General features: G+C 69.1%; 15 protein-coding genes. 10 read left to right on the top strand and 5 right to left on the bottom strand.

From position 1 onward, the window contains the following. Positions 1-31 precede the first annotated feature (31 nt). The 4 genes from flgH to flgF are packed head-to-tail and all read right to left on the bottom strand — an operon-like array spanning position 32 to position 3173. Positions 32-817: a flagellar basal body L-ring protein FlgH gene (flgH, locus tag ACWPN5_RS13490; RefSeq protein WP_492295814.1), complete on the bottom strand. Its 786-nt coding sequence runs from the start codon at positions 815-817 to the stop codon at positions 32-34. Positions 818-830: 13 nt separating this feature from the next. Continuing rightward, the gene (gene flgA / locus ACWPN5_RS13485) at positions 831-1595 is read right to left on the bottom strand and encodes a flagellar basal body P-ring formation chaperone FlgA (RefSeq protein WP_492295812.1); all 765 of its coding nucleotides are present in this window, start codon (positions 1593-1595) and stop codon (positions 831-833) included. Positions 1596-1639: 44 nt separating this feature from the next. After that, positions 1640-2425 (bottom strand): flagellar basal-body rod protein FlgG, encoded by a 786-nt coding sequence (gene flgG / locus ACWPN5_RS13480; RefSeq protein ID WP_014240989.1) that lies wholly within the window; start codon positions 2423-2425, stop codon positions 1640-1642. 25 nt (positions 2426-2450) lie between these two features. Continuing rightward, positions 2451-3173 carry a flagellar basal-body rod protein FlgF gene (flgF, locus tag ACWPN5_RS13475; protein WP_145688594.1) on the bottom strand — a complete coding sequence of 241 codons (723 nt, stop codon included), beginning with the start codon at positions 3171-3173 and terminating at the stop codon, positions 2451-2453. Between the two features lie 484 nt (positions 3174-3657). On the opposite strand from flgF, the gene ACWPN5_RS13470 reads away from it, so the two are divergent. From ACWPN5_RS13470 to ACWPN5_RS13425, 10 genes are all read left to right on the top strand, one after another. After that, on the top strand, positions 3658-4179 hold the full coding sequence (locus ACWPN5_RS13470; RefSeq protein ID WP_035674997.1) for a flagellar basal body-associated FliL family protein: 522 nt from the start codon (positions 3658-3660) through the stop codon (positions 4177-4179). An 18-nt stretch (positions 4180-4197) separates the two neighbouring features. Beyond that, entirely contained in the window at positions 4198-5289 is a 1092-nt protein-coding gene (fliM, locus tag ACWPN5_RS13465) for a flagellar motor switch protein FliM (RefSeq protein ID WP_492295809.1), read from the top strand. Next, positions 5286-6008, top strand: coding sequence for a DUF6468 domain-containing protein (locus ACWPN5_RS13460; protein ID WP_145678398.1), 723 nt, complete (start codon positions 5286-5288; stop codon positions 6006-6008). Before fliM ends, ACWPN5_RS13460 begins: the two co-directional genes overlap by 4 nt. After that, positions 6005-6970, top strand: coding sequence for a MotE family protein (locus ACWPN5_RS13455; RefSeq protein WP_492295807.1), 966 nt, complete (start codon positions 6005-6007; stop codon positions 6968-6970). The genes ACWPN5_RS13460 and ACWPN5_RS13455 overlap by 4 nt, the downstream gene beginning before the upstream one ends. Positions 6971-7171: 201 nt before the next feature. Further along, the gene (locus tag ACWPN5_RS13450; RefSeq protein WP_492295805.1) at positions 7172-7510 is read left to right on the top strand and encodes a con-10 family general stress protein; all 339 of its coding nucleotides are present in this window, start codon (positions 7172-7174) and stop codon (positions 7508-7510) included. A 449-nt stretch (positions 7511-7959) separates the two neighbouring features. Next, positions 7960-8676, top strand: coding sequence for a protein phosphatase CheZ (locus ACWPN5_RS13445; protein ID WP_145688609.1), 717 nt, complete (start codon positions 7960-7962; stop codon positions 8674-8676). A 4-nt stretch (positions 8677-8680) separates the two neighbouring features. After that, on the top strand, positions 8681-9367 hold the full coding sequence (locus ACWPN5_RS13440) for a hypothetical protein (protein WP_492295802.1): 687 nt from the start codon (positions 8681-8683) through the stop codon (positions 9365-9367). Further along, complete coding sequence (locus ACWPN5_RS13435; protein ID WP_492295801.1) at positions 9364-10104, top strand: OmpA/MotB family protein; 741 nt, start codon at positions 9364-9366, stop codon at positions 10102-10104. Before ACWPN5_RS13440 ends, ACWPN5_RS13435 begins: the two co-directional genes overlap by 4 nt. 5 nt (positions 10105-10109) lie before the next feature. Next, positions 10110-13601, top strand: a complete 3492-nt coding sequence (locus tag ACWPN5_RS13430) for a tetratricopeptide repeat protein (protein ID WP_492295799.1) — start codon at positions 10110-10112, stop codon at positions 13599-13601. A gap of 80 nt (positions 13602-13681) precedes the next feature. Next, the gene (locus ACWPN5_RS13425) at positions 13682-13867 is read left to right on the top strand and encodes a hypothetical protein (protein WP_492295797.1); all 186 of its coding nucleotides are present in this window, start codon (positions 13682-13684) and stop codon (positions 13865-13867) included. A gap of 84 nt (positions 13868-13951) precedes the next feature. Here the strand turns inward: ACWPN5_RS13425 and ACWPN5_RS13420 are convergent, their stop codons facing one another. Continuing rightward, positions 13952-15850 carry a potassium transporter Kup gene (locus ACWPN5_RS13420; RefSeq protein ID WP_145688624.1) on the bottom strand — a complete coding sequence of 633 codons (1899 nt, stop codon included), beginning with the start codon at positions 15848-15850 and terminating at the stop codon, positions 13952-13954. Positions 15851-15892 lie beyond the last annotated feature (42 nt).

Raw genomic sequence — 15892 nt, 5'->3', positions numbered from 1 at the left:
TGCGTTTCTGCCCGATGTCCCCTGACCGTCCTCAGAAGGGCATGATGATGTCGAAGAGCTGTTGGCCGTAGCGGGGCTGCTGCACGTCGGTGATCTGGCCGCGTCCGCCGTAGGAGATGCGGGCCTCGGCGACCTTCTCGTAGCTGATGGTGTTCTGCGCGGTGATGTCCTCCGGCCGGATGACGCCGGTGATGATCAGGTCGCGCACCTCGTAATTCACCCGGACCTCCTGGCGGCCCTGGATCACCATGTTGCCGTTGGGCAGGGTCTGGGTGACCAGCGCGGCCACCTTCAGGGTGATCTGTTCCTTGCGGTTGATGGCGCCCTTGCCGTCGTTGGAGGTCGAGCTGTTCAGGTCCAGCAGGCTGCCGGCGTTCACCCCGTCGGGCAGCGCGCGCTGCAGCGCCTTGCCCTCGAAGCCGAACAGGCTCGGCATGCCGGCCTTCTCGGTGTTGCCGCGGGTGCGGGTGGTCTGGTTGTTCATCTGCGCCTGATCGTTGATCTGGATGTCAACGGTCAGCAGGTCGCCGACCTTGGCGGCGCGCTGGTCCTTGAAGAAAGCCTTGGCGCCCGTCCGCCACAGCGAGTTCGGGTTGCGCTCCGTCGGCAGCGGGGTGGGCATCGGCAGGCTGACCGGCTGGTAGCCGGGCTGGGCCTGCGGGTCCTTGATCTTGGTGAGTTCCGGAGCGGAGCCGATGTCCGACACGCGCGACATGGCGTTGCAGGCGGGCAGACCGGCGGCGACGGCGGCGAGCAGAGCGAAGCGGAACGCCGTGCGGACCGTGTGCCTGGGGGCGGTCGTCTTGAGGGCGGGCATGGGAGCTTTCTCCTTACTTCGCGGTGAGGCCGGGCTTTGCCACGGCGACGATGTTGGGGCCCGCGACGGTCGCTTCGAGGATGCGGTTGGATTGGGTGTTGACGACGCGGATCACGTCGCCCCGGCCACCGTCCTGCAGAGCCTTGCCCTGGACCGACAGGGTCAGGTTTTCGGTGGCCAGCGTGATGGTGACCAGCGCGCCCTTGTCGACGACCCGCGGCGACTGCAGGTCGCGCAGACGCACGGGCTGGTTCACCGGGACGCCGCGGCGCGGCGTCAGGCCGATGAGCTGGGCGTCGGTGGCGGCGATGTCGCTGCCGGCGAGGTCGGCGCGCACGTCCTGCCAGTCCACGTCGCCCGGGCCGATCATGTCGCCGGGCGCGATGCGCCGCGACAGCACCGGCACCTGCACCACGCCGTAGGCGCGGCCCGACACCGGGAGGCGCACGGCCGGGCGGGTATCGGCCACGATCATCTCCGCGGCGAAGCGGCCCTGCACCGGGTTGTAGTAGAGGTTCTCCACCGTCAGGCTGCCGGCGCCCGCCGGGGCGCGCAGCTCCACCGCCCGGTTGTCCAGCTCCATCTGCACGCGGCCCGTGGTGATCTGGCGGGACAGCGCGTCGGACAGCACCGCCTCGACATGGGCCGGGCTGTAGACCACCGCCTGCGCCGCCGTCGTCGGGGTGCCGTCCATCGACTGGGCGAAGGCCGCCGGGCCGCCGGCGAGGGCGGCGGCGAGGAGGGCGGTGCCGAGGATGCGCAGGGCGGGGCGGGACATGGCGGGGATTCCTTGCGAAGACGAGCCTTACGGCGGAGCCGGGATCAGCGGAGCTGCGAGGCCTGCTGCATCATCTCGTCGGTGGTCTTGATGACCTTGGAGTTCATCTCGTAGGCGCGCTGGGCGGAGATCAGGGTGGTGATCTCCTGCACGATGTTGACGTTGGAGGTCTCCAGCGCGCCCTGCACCACGCGGCCGAAACCGGGAGCGCCGGGGTTGCCGCCGACCGCCTCGCCCGACGCGCCGGTCTGCAGGAACAGGTTGTCGCCGACCGCTTCCAGGCCGGCGGCGTTGGCGAAGGTGGCGAGCTGGAGCTGGCCGACATTCTGCTGGGCCACTTGGCCGTCCAGCTTCACCATCACCTCGCCCGAGGCGTTGATGGCGACGTCCACCGCTTCCGCCGGGATGGTGATGGCCGGCTGCACCGGATAGCCGTCGGCGGTGACGATGATGCCCTCCGGCGACAGCTTGAAATTGCCGGCGCGGGTGTAGGCGGTGTCGCCGCTGGGGAGCTGCACCTGGAAATAGCCGGAGCCGTTGACGGCGACGTCCAGCTTGTTGTCGGTGACGGTCAGGTTGCCCTGCTCCAACACGCGGGCCACCGCGGCGACGCGCACCCCGGCGCCCACCTGCACGCCGGTCGGCACGATGGTGCCGGCGTCCGACGAGGTGGAGCCGATGCGGCGGAAATTCTGGTAGAGCAGGTCCTGGAACTCGGCCCGCTGCTTCTTGAAGCCGGTCGTCGTCGCGTTGGCGATGTTGTTCGAGATGGTTTCGACGTTCAGCTGCTGGGCGATCATGCCGGTGGCGCCGATGGCGAGGCTGCGCATGGTTCTTGCTCCTTTACGCGGTCGATCAGGCCGTGCGGCCCAGCTTCTGGATGGCGCTGCGGATGCGCTCGTGCTCGTTCTCGATCAGCTTCTGGTTCGACTGGTACTGGCGCTGGATCTCGATCAGCGCCGTCATCTCGACCACCGGCTTCACGTTCGAATTCTCTAGCATTCCCTGTGCCACCTTCGTGTCGGCCGGGGCCGCCTGCGGCTCCTCGTCGCTGACGTAGAGGCCGGCCCCGACCTCGGTCATCAGCTGCTCGTTGCGGAAGGTGACGATGTTCAGCCGGCCGACCGGACCCAACTCGGTGGAGACGGTGCCGTCGCCGGACACCATGATGTCCTTGGTGCCGTTCGGGATGGCGAGCGGCTGGCCGTTGTCGCCCAGCACCGGCAGGCCGCCGCCGTCGACGATCTGGCGCTGGTCGTTCAGGCGGAAGTTGCCGGCGCGGGTGTAACGCGGGCCGCTCGCCGTATCGACCGTGAAGTAGCCGTGGCCGGTCAGCGCCATGTCCAGCGGGTTGCCGGTCTGCATCAATCCGCCGGCCGAGAGGTCGCGCACCACGGCGCGGTCCTGCACGAAGCTGATCTGCTCGTGCATGCCCGGACGCTCCAGGAACTCCGTGAACAGCATGCGCTGCTGCTTGAAGCCCGTGGTGTTCATGTTCGCGATGTTGTTCGAGATCACGTCCAGCTGGCGGCGCAGGGTCATCTGGCGCGACAGGGACACGTAGATCGGGTTTTCCATCGGCGGCCTCTTTCCATTCGGGCCGGGGAGCGTTCCGACCGGCGCAAATGGCAATGCACGGCGCGTGCCAGAGCGGGAATCTGCCGGAGTTGCGGCATGGAGGGCCGCCGCCGCCGTTGGGGAAGCGCCTGCCGGGCAAGAACTGCCGGTGGGATGGCAAGGGATGCCGCCCCTCGCCGGGCAAAAGCGTCCCGTTGCCGCGGCGCCGGCGGCGCGCGGGTCATGACGGCTCCCGCCGCCGGAGGCGGCGGGCGGGGGACGCGGGCGGGATCGTGGAAAGGGGGCTTGCGGGCGTGGTTCGGGCGTTCGCTCCTTGGTCGACAGGGTTCTCCGGCGACACCCCAATCAAGAACCGTGCCGCGGCCTTTGGTTGCGTGTCTGTCACAGCCCCGGACCCTGTCTGAAAGGCTTTGTTAACTATCCGAAAGATAGGGTTGCTGGGCTGGTAAGGCCACGCTCCGCCACCGCTCGCGCTTAGGATTCCATGACCGCGCACGCTGAAGACGACGTCCCGACCGATGGCCTGCCGCGCAAGAAATTCAGCGGCAAGAAGCTGGTCCTCTTCGTCATCCTGCCGTTGGTGCTGCTGATCGGCGCCGGGGCGGGCGTGTATTTCAGCGGCCTGCTCGATTCGCTCCTCGGCAAGAAGGAGGAGCACGCGGAGGTGCCGGCGGAACCGGCGCAGCCCGATCCGCACGCGGCCCCGGTCTTCTACGACCTGCCGGACATGCTGGTGAACCTGAACAGCAGCGGCAAGCGTCCGGCCTTCCTGAAGATCAAGATCTCGATCCAGCTTGCGAAGGGCGAGGACATACCGGCGATCGAGCATGTGCTGCCACGCATCATCGACAACTTCCAGGTCTATCTGCGCGAACTGCGGCTGGAGGATCTGAAGGGGTCGGCCGGCATGTACCGCCTGCGCCAGGAGTTGCTGATGCGGATCACCGCCTCCGCCCATCCGGTGAAGGTCAAGGACGTTCTGTTCAAGGAAATGCTGGTCCAGTAGGGGCGGCGGAAACGGGCCATGAGCAACACCGAGGAACTGAGCGAAGAAGAACGCCTTGCCGCCGAATGGGCCGCCCTCGCCGAAGACGGCGGCGACATGGGCGACATGGGCGACATGGCAGACATGGGCGGCGGCGGTTCGACCCGCGTCCTGAACCAGGACGAGATCGACAGCCTGCTCGGCTTCGATCAGGGCGGGGCCGGGGACGGCGACAACTCCGGCATCATGGCGCTGGTCAATTCGGCGCTGGTCAACTACGAACGCCTGCCCATGCTGGAGGTGGTCTTCGACCGCCTCGTCCGCATGATGTCCACCAGCTTGCGCAACTTCACCTCCGACAACGTCGAGGTCAGCCTCGACCAGATCTCCTCGGTGCGCTTCGGCGACTACCTGAACTCGATCCCGCTGCCGGCCATGCTCTCCGTCTTCAAGGCGGAGGAGTGGGACAACTACGGCCTGATGGTCGTGGACTCGGCGCTGATCTACTCCATCGTCGACGTGCTGCTGGGCGGGCGGCGCGGCACCGCGGCGATGCGCATCGAGGGCCGCCCCTACACGACCATCGAGCGCAACCTCGTGGAGCGCATGGTCCATGTGGTGCTGTCCGACCTGTCCGCCGCCTTCGACCCGCTGTCGCCCGTCACCTTCCGCTTCGACCGGCTGGAGACCAACCCGCGCTTCGCGACCATCGCGCGCCCGGCCAACGCGGCGGTGCTGGTCAAGCTGCGCATCGACATGGAGGATCGCGGCGGCCGCCTGGAGCTGATGATCCCCTACGCGACGCTGGAGCCGGTGCGCGAGCTTCTGCTCCAGATGTTCATGGGTGAGAAGTTCGGCCGCGACTCAATCTGGGAAACCCACCTCGCCTCGGAACTGCTTGTCACCGACGTGGACATCTCCGCGGTGCTGGACGAGGTGACGATGACCCTGCACGACGTGCTGAACTGGCGCGTCGGCACCCGAATCCTTCTGAACGCCACGCCGGACGGCACCATCGAGCTGCGCTGCGGCGACGTTTCCATGTTCCAAGGCCGCATGGGCCGCAAGGGCGGGCACATCGCCGTGCGGATCGAGCGGGAGCTGCCCAAGCAGGAGGTCATGCGGCTATGAGCCCGACCCTCACGCTCGTCCTCGATCTGGTGATGGTGGGGCTGCTCGCCGCGACCATCGCCTACGCGATCATTTTGAACCGGCAGATCATCAAGCTGCGCGAAAGCCGCGGCGAGATGGCCGAGCTGGTGCGCGGCCTGAACGAGGCCATGTCGCGCGCCGAAACCGGCGTGCGCGGGCTGAAGAAGACGGCCCACGACACCGGCGACGACCTGCAGCGCACGGTCGCCAAGGCGCAGACCCTGCGCGACGAGCTGGAATTCATGATCGAGGCGGCCGACGCCATGGCCAACCGGCTGGGCAACGTCGGCGGGGAGCGCCCGAAGCCGGGCCCCGCGGCGCGTCCGGCGGCGCGCCCCGGTCTGTCCGCCCGTCCGCCTGTGGCCTCCCGCCCGGCCGTCGCCCCGCGCCCGATCGTCGAGGACGATCACGGTCACGACGACCATGATCACGACGACCACGATCTCCACGACGATGGCCACGATCTCCACGACGACGGCCACGACGATCACGACGACCTGCCGCCGCTGCGTTCCGCCGCGTTCCGGAACGAGCCGCTGCGCGCCGATCCATTGCGGGTCGATCCGCTGCGGGTCGATGCCCTGTCGCGGCGTCCGGCTCCGGTGTCCGATCCCATCGTGCGCGAGGGCGAGAGTCTGTCCCGCGCCGAACGTGAACTTCTGCAAGCCATTGAGAACGCCGGCAAGGGGGTCGGATGAGCGACGCCACCACCACGAAGGGCGCGACCGCCGCTGCCGGCGGGGAGCCCAAGGTCGTGATCCGCCCGGCCGGGGCCACCCCGACCGGCGTCCGCACCAGCCAGAGTGTGGCCGGCCAGCCGTCGGCTCCCGGCGCCACGCAGACCGCGGCCCAAATGGCGGCCCAAGCCGCCGCCAAAGCGAAGCCGAAGGCCAAGGTGAAGGCCAAGGCCAAGCGCAAGCCCGCCGTCCCGCGCCGTCCGCTGTCGGAGCGGATGCGCGAGAAGATGAAGGCGTGGCGGTTCCGCATCCTGCCGCTGACCATCTTCGTTGCCGTCCTGATGCTCGGGGTGCGCGTCGGCGACCTGTGGCGGATCACCACGCGCGACGCCCGCCTGCCGGAATTCCCGGCGACCCTGGCCCAGGGGCAGAGCGGCCTTCCGGCCCCGCCGATGCAGCTTGCCGCCAACGGCGCCAAACCCTCGCCCGAACCGGCCCCGGCCCAGGGCGGGTCGAGCAACGGCGCGCCGCCCAACCCGACGCCGCCGGACAACGCCGCCCTTGGCCCGGTGAAGAACGAGGAGCTTCTCCAGCATTTCGCCGAGCGCCGCGCCGAGATCGAACGCCGCACCAAGGAACTGGAGCAGCGCGAAGCCCTGCTGACCGCCGCCGAGAAGCGCATCGATCAGAAGGTGCAGGAGATGGACAAGGTCCGCGCCGACATCCAGAAGCTGATGCGGCAGGGCGACGAGAAGCAGGCGGCCCAACTCGAAAGCCTCGTGAAGATCTACGAGACGATGAAGCCCAAGGAGGCCGCCCGCATCTTCGAAGAGCTGGACATGCCCGTCCTTCTGGGGGTGGTGGAGAAGATGAAGGAAACCAAGACGGCGCCGATCCTGGCCGCGATGGACCCCCTGAAGGCCAAGGAGCTGACCTCGGCGCTCATCGAACGGCGTGGCGTGCCCGCGGCACCGAAGAACTGAATACGCCCTTTGATTGCGGTTCCGGTGAGGCGGGTATGACCGGGCGGTTGGTCATACCCGTCGCCGGAGCCGCACCTACTGAATATAAGTACACGTACTGTCAGGATGGTAGACGGCCCGCGACGGTCGGCTTCGGTTCATGTTGGCTCCGGTGTGTTCGGGCAGCGCAAGTTTGCCCAACAGCAAAAGGAAGGAGACAAGATGAACGACCAGAACCAGGGCCGTAGCTCGGGCGGTCAGCACTCCGGCGGCAACTTCAAGAACGATCCGGAGCGTGCGGCGGAAGCCGGCCACAAGGGCGGTCAGGTTTCCGGCGGCAACTTCAAGAACGACCCGGAGCGCGCCTCCGAAGCCGGCCACAAGGGTGGCCAGGCGTCCGGCGGCAACTTCAAGAACGACCCGGAGCGTGCGGCGGAAGCTGGCCACAAGGGTGGTCAGGCGTCCGGCGGCAACTTCAAGAACGACCCGGAACGCGCATCGGAAGCGGGCCGCAAGGGCGGCGAACACAGCCATGGCGGCGGGCGAAGCAGCGGGAGCTGATCGCCGGAACCCCGTCATCCCTGACGGATTCACCGCCAACGTGACCCAACCCAACAGTTGGTGTGCGCTACGGTGAAGAAGGGCCGCCCTCATGGGCGGCCCTTTGTCCGTTTGCGGACTCGAATTGAAACAAATTGCCGCAGCTCTCTTTAAAGTTCGGCAATGGCGAGCGTTGGTTGAAGGCGGGCGGGCGCAGAACAACGCTTCCGCTTTCCTTCCGACCGTGTGATTCCGTCCCGTCTTTGCGTTGCAACGTTTCAGGCGCTTAACGGCGTGTTAACCGAGCGAAACTAGGGTTGGAAAGGCTGACGAGGCTCCGAGTCGGCGGCGGCCGTGCGAGGGCGCGAGGTTGGGTCGGACCCGCTTCGGGCGCCCGCGTCCGGGCCGGCCGACGCACCCGATCGCACGCAGGCCGGACAAGACCACGGAACGCTCACATCGGATCGCACATGGCCCCGCCCGTTTCCACCTCGCTCGCCGACCAGAAGCTCCTGCGCCAGCAGCTCGACGCCGCCCACGCCGAGGCGGCCCAGCCGTTGTCGCGCGAGGAGGTGACGGACATCGTCCGCTCCATCCTCGGCAGCATGGACGGCGACATCTCCGCCACCGACCTGCGCCTCTACAAGGAGGTGGTCGACCTCGCCCGCTTCATCGAGAGCGCCAAGCAGGAGCTGGCGGCGCTGCAGCCCGCGGAAATCCGCGACCAGCACATCCCCAACGCCACCGATGAACTGGACGCCGTCGTCGGCGCCACGGAACAGGCCACCTTCGCCATCTTCGACGCCTGCGACGTCATCACCGGCATCTCCGGCCAGATCGACCCGGAGAATTCCGCCAAGCTGACCGAGCAGGTGACCAAGATCTTCGAGGCCTGCAACTTCCAGGACATCACCGGCCAGCGCATCTCCAAGGTCGTGCGCACGCTCAAGCACATCGAATCGAAGGTCGACATGATCGTCGCGGCCTTCGGCGACGAGGTGCGGCAGAACCACACCCGTCCCGCCCCGGTGGTCGCCGCGGCTGACGTCCACACCGACGCGGCGCCGAACTTCGCCACCGACCGCCCGGCGGACGACCCGGAGGCCGGGCTGCTGCACGGGCCGCAGATGACCAGCGCCGCCATGGACCAGGACGAGATCGACCGCCTGCTGGCGAGCTTCGATTAATCCCATGGCTGCGCCCGGCCACAGGAAGCCGGACCTGTCGGGCAGCCGGCCGAACCCGAACAACGGAAGCATCGTGCTTCTGCTGTCGCTGTTCCTGCTGCTGCTCGTCTTCTTCATTGTGCTGAACGCCCAGTCCGTGCAGACCGCCCAGCGGGTGCGCACGGTCCTGGTGTCGCTGGAGCGCAGCTTCCCCGCCTTCTACATCGACCCCCGCCTGCGCGAGCCGGCCGACCCGCTGGCCTCGCGCGCCGGCACCGTCTTCGCCGTGCAGCGGCTGGACGGGCTGGGCAACCTGTTCGCCACCGCCATCGCCGTGGCGAAGGTGGACAGCGTGACGCCGGGCCGCTTGCTGGAGGTCCGTCTTCCCGCCGACGAGCTGTTCCTGCCCGGCACCGCCGATTTGCGCCCGGACCGCATCGGCCTGATCGACCGGGTGGCCGACGCGCTTCTGCAGAACCGGCCCGGCGAGCGGATCGAGCTGGACGCGCTTCTGTCCATCGGCCCGGCGGGCGGCCCCAGCCAGCCCCCCGGCCCGGTGGTGCGGGCGGGCGCGCTGGCCCGGCTGCTGATCGCCGACGGGGCGCCGTCGGACGCGGTGACGGTCGGCATCGAGCGCGGGGCGCCGGGCGCCGTCCGCCTGCTGTTCAGCCTGCGCGCCACGGACGATTCCCCGGGGGGAAGGCGCCGATGATCCGCCTCCCCAAACTCCCCAGGGCCGAGGACAAAAGCGGTGGCCACAACCGGACGATCTGGCTGATCAGCTTCACCGACCTGATGTCGCTGCTGCTCGCCTTCTTCGTCCTGATGTATTCGATGAGCGAGCCGGAGGCGCAGCGCTGGACCGGGCTGGTCAAGTCGCTGTCGTCGGCCCGCTCCACCGCGGTCACCCCCTCGGCGACGCCGCCCGAGCCGAAGGCCGCCTTCAACGCCGCCACGGTGGAGTCATATTCGGCGATCAATCTGGATTATCTCAGCGCCCTGCTTCGTACCCAGACCGCGGCCAACGAGGATCTGGCGGCGGTGGAGGTGCGGCGGGAGGACGACCGCGTGGTGATCGGCCTGCCGGCCCACGTGATGTTCGACCCGACCGGCGGCAGCTTCACCGACCAGGGGCGGCGGGTGCTGTATCTGCTGGGCGCGGCGGTGGGCCGGATCGGCAACCGGATCGAGGTCGTCGGCCACGCCGAGCGCGAGGACCAGTCCGCGGGGCTGGCCTGGGAACGCGCCCTGACGCGCGCGGTCGCCGTTGCGGCGCTGCTGCGCGAGACGGGCTACAAGCGCGACCTCGTGGCGCGCAGCCTGATGAGCGAAGCCCCCGGCATCGATCCGGTGCCCGGCGGGGCGCGGGTCGATGTGGTGGTGCGCGAGGAGACGGCGGGGCCGCCGGTGTCCGGACCGGCCGCCGCCGATGCGGACGTGGAGGAGTGAGAAGGATGGGGCGGGGCGGGGCACACCGGCACTGGCTGAGCGGCTTCGTGGCCGCCACGGCTGTGCTTGCCGCCCAGATCGCCGCCTCGCCGGTTGCCTGGGCGGTCGATGTGCCGGTGCGCGCCGCCACCCACAAGACCTTCGGGCGCATGGTCTTCGACTGGCCGCGGCAGACCGGCTACAGCGCGTCGGTGGAGGGCAACACGCTGGTCGTCCGCTTCGACGAGCCGATCAACGCCGCGCTGGACCGCACCGTGGCGGCCTTGCCCGGCTATCTGTCCGGGGTGAGGATCGGCGGCGACGGCAAGACGGTGACCTTCGACCTGAAGCGGCCGGTGACGCTGAAGAGTTTCCGCAACGGCAATGCCGTGGCGCTCGACCTGACCCCGGCCGCAGAGGCGCCGGCCCAAGCCCAAGCCCAAACCCAAGCGCCAGTCCCGGCCCCGGCCCAAACCCAGGCTCCGGCTGCAGCGGCCAAGACCGAGCCGCCGCCCGCCGCCGCCCCGGCGCGCTCCGCGGGGCGGGTGACGGTCAGCGCGGCCGACACGCCGGATCAGAGCCGCCTGTCCTTCACCTGGCCGGAGGGCGCCAACTACACGCTGCGCCGCGACGGCGCCTCGGCCACGCTGCTGTTCGACCGCAACGGCACCGCCGACCTGGCGCCGGTTGGCAAGACGGCCCTGCGCAACATCCAGAATGTGGAGCAGTTCCGGCAAGCCAACGGCGCGCTGGCGGTGACCTTCGCGGTGCCGCAGGACGCCGAGATCAAGGACAGCAAATCCGGCCGCTCCGTGGTGATCGACGTGCAGAATCCGGGCACGCGCGCCGGTCTGCCGACGGCCGACACGGCGAACGCGGCCCCGCCGTCCGGCGCCACCACGACCACGGTGCGTCCACCCTCGGCCACCGCCGCGGCCCCGCCGCCCGCGACGGCGACACCCCCGGCCGCCACTCCTCCCGCGGCCAGACCGGCGACGGCCTCCCCGCCGAAGGAGGTCGCGGCGGCTCCCGCGCCTGCCAAGGCCGAAGCCACCAAGCCCGAAGCGGCCAAACCCGAAACCGCGAAACCCGATCCGGCGAAAGCCGAGCCGCAGGGGCCAACCCTGGTGTTCGACGCGGGCGGCCCGGCGTCCATCGCCGTCTACCCGCGCGCCGGCCATCTCTACATCGTGTTCGACAAGCCCCTGCCCATCGGCGCGGGCAAAGCCATGGGGACCGGCGCCGGGACGGTCGGTGCGATCGAGCCGGTGCCGGCCACCGGGGGCAGCGCCTTCCGCACCCGGATCGGCCCGCTGGTCTGGCCGAAGATCGAACGGCAGGGGACGAGCTGGAAGATCACGCCGACCAGCCGCCTGACCGGCACGCCGCCCTTCGAGCTGAAGATCGATCCGGAGCCGGATTTCCTGCTGGGCGCCCGCCTGCTGGTGCGCGCCGCGGACGCGGCGACCGTGGTGACGCTGTCCGATCCCGACGTCGGCGACCGCCTCCAGGTCGTGCCGCTGCCGGTTCCCGGCAACGCCATCCCTGAATCGCACCGCTACGCCGACCTGGAGCTGCTGCCCAGTTACCAGGGCGTCGTCGTGCGGCCCATCGCCGACGCCATCACCGTGCGTCCGGTCAAGGAAGGGGTGGAGGTCACCGCGGCGGGGGGCCTGCACCTGTCGCCGATGGCCGACGCCGGAAGCCGCCCGGCGGCGCCCGCGCAGACGGCGTCGCTGCCGCCGCGACCGTCGCCCGGCGGCGCTTCGAACACACTGACTCCGCCGACCGATCCGAAGCCGGTGCCCTCCGGGCGCCGCCTGTTCGACCTGCCGGCCTGGAAGAAGGGCGACCTCGACCATTACACCGAGGCGCGGCAGAATCTTCAGCTCAACATCGTCAACGCGCCGGATTCCGAACGGCCCCGCGCCCAGCTCGACCTCGCCCGCTTCTATCTGGCGAACGGTTTCGGGCAGGAGGCCATCGGCATGATGGACGTCCTTCAGGAGGCCCAGCCCGATCTGGAAGGCTGGCCGGAATTCCGCGCCCTGCGCGGCGCCGCGCGCTTCCTGGCGGGCAACACCGACGCCGCGGCGGAGGATTTTGCCCATCCGAACCTCGCCAACAACGGCGAGGCTGCGCTGTGGCGCGCCGCCATCGCGGCGGACCGCAACGACTGGCCGGCGGCCCAGGCCGGCTTCAAGGCGGCGGCGCCGATCCTCAACTCCTACCCCGACCCGATCCTGACCAAGCTGGCGACCCGCGCCGCCGAGGCGGCGCTGAAGACCGGCGACGCGCCGTTCGCCAAGCGGCTGCTCGACCGCATCGTCGAGCGCGGCGGCACGGACGCCGAGGAGCGGCCCGACGTCCAGTATCTCCGCGGCCTCTACTACGCCCAGACCAACGAGCCGGAGCGGGCGCTGGAGCAACTGACCGCCTCCTACAACAGCCTCGACCGTTATTACCGGGCCAAGGCCGGGCTGGCGCTGGTGAACCTGCAACTGGCGGAGGGCCGCATGTCGCCGCCCGCCGCGGCGGAGCGGCTGGCCGGGTTGACCTTCACGTGGCGCGGCGACGAGCTGGAGATGCAGATCCGCCAGCGCATGGGCGAGGTGCTGATCGCCGCCGGCCAATACGCCGACGGCTTCAACGCCATGAAGGAGACCGCCGCCCTGGTCGCCGACACGCCGCGGGCCGAGGAGATCACCCGCGAGATGTCGCGCATCTTCGCCGACCTCTACAAGGACGGGGCGCAGAAGCTGCCGACCATCGAGGCGCTTCAGCTCTACGACCAGTTCCGCGAGCTGACTCCGGTGGGCGAGGCGGGCGACGAGGTCATCCGGCAGCTCGCCGAACGGCTGATCTCGGTGGACCTGCTGAACCGTGCCGCCGACTTGCTGCAGCATCAGGTGGAGTACCGCCTGTCGGGCGAGGACAAGGCGCGCGTCGGCACCCGGCTCGCCTCCGTCCGCCTGCTCGACAACAAGCCGGAGGACGCGTTGCGCGCGCTGGAGCTGTCCAACGTTCCGAACCTGCCGGCGGATCTGGTGGGCGAGCGCCGCCTGATGCAGGCCAAGGCGCTGGCCGAACTGGGCCGCGGCGACGAGGCGCTGCTGCTGCTGGCCGAGGACGACAGCAAGCCGGCCAACTCGCTGCGGGTGGACATCGCGTGGCGTGCCCAGAAATGGGAGGCCGCGGCCTTCGCGCTGAACAAGCTGATCGGTGCGCCGCCGCCGCCGACCCAGCCGATCAACCCGGCGACCTCGCAGCTCGTCCTGAATCGCGCGGTGGCGCTGGCCCTGGCGGGTGACGGCACGAACCTGAACCTGCTGCGCAAGGAATTCGGCTCGGCGATGACCAACGGTCCCGACGCCGACGCCTTCCGCGTGCTGACCCGGCCGGAGCAGGCGCTCGGCCTGATCGACGTCAACACCGTCCGCTCCCGCGTCGCCGAGGTGGACGTGTTCCAGAAGTTCCTGAAGAACTACCGCGGCAAGCAGAGCGCGGCGATCAACTAGGTCCCTCTCCGGATTCGACCGGCGCGGGAGGTTGTGGTAGGGTTTTGCATCGCAATGCATGCGTCCCAGGGGATTCGGTGATGGATCGCGAATCGGAAATCCTGTCGAAGCTCGATCAGCTCATCGATATGCAGCATGCCACTCAGGGCGACATCCGCGAGTTGAATGGGCAGATGTCCATCATGCTGATGTGGCTGCAGTCCATGGATCAGCGTTTTTCGGCGCTGATGGCGCCGGTCAATCCACCGCGCAAGCCCGCGGCCTGACCTTTTCCCAATCACGAAAGAGCCCCTTCCGTTGGGAAGGGGCTTTTTCCATGAATACGACGGCGGGTGTCAGAGCTGGACCTTTCAGAGCTGGACCTGGGTGCCCAGTTCGACCACGCGGTTCGGCGGGATCTTGAAGAAGTCGGTGGCGCTGACCGCGGTGCGCGACATCACGACGAACAGCTTCTCCCGCCATTGGGCCATCTGCGGGTTGATGCGGGGGATCAGCGTCTCGCGGCCGAGGAAGAAGGAGGTCGTCATCACGTCGAACTCCAGCCCGAACGCCTTGCACAGCCGCAGCGCCTTGGGGATGTTCGGTTCCTGCGAGAAGCCGTAGCGCACCGTCAGGCGGTAGAAGCCGTCGGCCAGCCCCTCCAGGACGACGCGCTCCTTGGCCGGAACGCGGGGCACGTCCTCGACCATCACGGTCAGGAAGACGATGCGCTCGTGCATCACCTGATTGTGCTTCAGGTTGTGCAGCAGGGCGATCGGCACCGTGTCGGCGCTGGAGGTCAGGAAGATCGCCGTGCCCTTCACCCGCTGGATGTCGGAGGACTTGGCGTGTCGCTTGACGAAGCCGTCCAGCGGCAGGGAATCCTCGGCCAGCCGGCGGTTCAGCACGGCGCGGCCGCGGCGCCAGGTGGACATCAGGCCCAGAGTCACCGCGGCGATGACCAGCGGCACCCAGCCGCCGTGCGGGATCTTCACCGCGTTGGCGAGGAACAGCGCCAGATCGACGCTGAGGAACAGCGCGCCCAGCGCCAGACAGGCCGGCAGGCTCCAGCCCCAGCGGCGGTGCGCCACGACCAGCGCCAGGATGGTGGTGATGACCATGTCGCCGGTCACCGCGATGCCGTAGGCGGTCGCCAGCCGGCTGGAGGACTCGAACCACAGGACCAGCCCGATCACCGCGAACAGCAGGCCCCAGTTGGCGCGCGGGATGTAGATCTGCCCGCCTTCCTCCTGCGAGGTGTGGCGGATGTCCAGCCGCGGGCACAGGCCGAGCTGCACCGCCTGCCGGGTCAGCGAGAAGACGCCGGAGATCACCGCTTGGCTGGCGATCACCGCCGCGCAGGTCGACAGCAGGATCATCGGGTAGAGGCCCCATTCCGGCACCAGCAGGTAGAAGGGGCTGCGCACCGCCGTGGGGTCGCTCAGCAGCAGGGCGCACTGGCCGAGGTAGTTCAGCAGCAGCGCGGGCAGCACCACGGCCAGCCACGCCACCTTGATGGGGCGGCGGCCGAAATGGCCCATGTCGGCGTAGAGCGCCTCGCCCCCGGTGACCGCCAGAACGACGGCGCCCAGCACCAGGAAGCCGATCCAGCCGTTCGAGGCGAAGAAACGGACGGCGTGGCGCGGGTCGAGCGCGGCCAGGACCTGGGGCTCCTTGACCAGCTCGATCAGGCCGAGCAGGCCCAGCGTGGCGAACCACGCGACCATGATCGGACCGAACAGCCGCCCGACCTTCTCGGTGCCGTGGCTCTGGATTCCGAACAGGGCGATCAGGATGCCGACGGTCACCGGCACCACGACCCGCTCCAGCGCCGGCTGCGCCACCTCCAGCCCCTCCACCGCGGAAAGGACGGAAATGGCCGGGGTGATCATGCCGTCGCCATAGAACAGGGCGGCGCCGAACAGCCCCATCGCCATCAGGCCGGACAGCCGCCCGGTGGAGTCGGGCCGGCTGTTGGTCGCCAGCGCCAGCAGGGCCAGGATGCCGCCTTCGCCCTTGTTGTCGGCGCGCATGACGAACAGCACGTATTTCACCGTGACCACCAGCACCAGCGCCCAGAAGACCATGGACATGATGCCGAGGATGTTCTGCGGCGTCAGGGCGAGCCCATGCTCCGGCGAGAAGCATTCGCGCAGCGTGTAGAGCGGGCTGGTGCCGATGTCGCCGTAAACGACGCCAAGCGCACCGAGGGTGAGCGCGGCCAGCCTGCCCTTGTCGGGTGCCGCGGCTTTCAGGGTGGTGTCTGACATGTGGGACGTCGAGGAGGTCCGTTGGGAGTCCGAGCGGGGGAC

This window comes from Azospirillum sp. UENF 211521 (assembly GCF_058780535.1).
Note: the sequence above shows the minus strand (reverse complement) of the source record. Positions and strands in the feature narration are given on the sequence as shown.

Excerpts from the sequence above, each read along its gene's own strand:
- fliM (WP_492295809.1), top strand. The coding sequence starts at position 4,198 with ATGAGCAACACCGAGGAACTGAGCGAAGAAGAACGCCTTGCCGCCGAA.
- ACWPN5_RS13455 (WP_492295807.1), top strand. The coding sequence starts at position 6,005 with ATGAGCGACGCCACCACCACGAAGGGCGCGACCGCCGCTGCCGGCGGG.
- ACWPN5_RS13430 (WP_492295799.1), top strand. The coding sequence starts at position 10,110 with ATGGGGCGGGGCGGGGCACACCGGCACTGGCTGAGCGGCTTCGTGGCC.
- flgG (WP_014240989.1), bottom strand. The coding sequence starts at position 2,425 with ATGCGCAGCCTCGCCATCGGCGCCACCGGCATGATCGCCCAGCAGCTG.
- flgA (WP_492295812.1), bottom strand. The coding sequence starts at position 1,595 with ATGTCCCGCCCCGCCCTGCGCATCCTCGGCACCGCCCTCCTCGCCGCC.
- ACWPN5_RS13420 (WP_145688624.1), bottom strand. The coding sequence starts at position 15,850 with ATGTCAGACACCACCCTGAAAGCCGCGGCACCCGACAAGGGCAGGCTG.
- flgF (WP_145688594.1), bottom strand. The coding sequence starts at position 3,173 with ATGGAAAACCCGATCTACGTGTCCCTGTCGCGCCAGATGACCCTGCGC.
- ACWPN5_RS13470 (WP_035674997.1), top strand. The coding sequence starts at position 3,658 with ATGACCGCGCACGCTGAAGACGACGTCCCGACCGATGGCCTGCCGCGC.
- ACWPN5_RS13460 (WP_145678398.1), top strand. The coding sequence starts at position 5,286 with ATGAGCCCGACCCTCACGCTCGTCCTCGATCTGGTGATGGTGGGGCTG.
- ACWPN5_RS13440 (WP_492295802.1), top strand. The coding sequence starts at position 8,681 with ATGGCTGCGCCCGGCCACAGGAAGCCGGACCTGTCGGGCAGCCGGCCG.
- flgH (WP_492295814.1), bottom strand. The coding sequence starts at position 817 with ATGCCCGCCCTCAAGACGACCGCCCCCAGGCACACGGTCCGCACGGCG.
- ACWPN5_RS13445 (WP_145688609.1), top strand. The coding sequence starts at position 7,960 with ATGGCCCCGCCCGTTTCCACCTCGCTCGCCGACCAGAAGCTCCTGCGC.
- ACWPN5_RS13450 (WP_492295805.1), top strand. The coding sequence starts at position 7,172 with ATGAACGACCAGAACCAGGGCCGTAGCTCGGGCGGTCAGCACTCCGGC.
- ACWPN5_RS13435 (WP_492295801.1), top strand. The coding sequence starts at position 9,364 with ATGATCCGCCTCCCCAAACTCCCCAGGGCCGAGGACAAAAGCGGTGGC.
- ACWPN5_RS13425 (WP_492295797.1), top strand. The coding sequence starts at position 13,682 with ATGGATCGCGAATCGGAAATCCTGTCGAAGCTCGATCAGCTCATCGAT.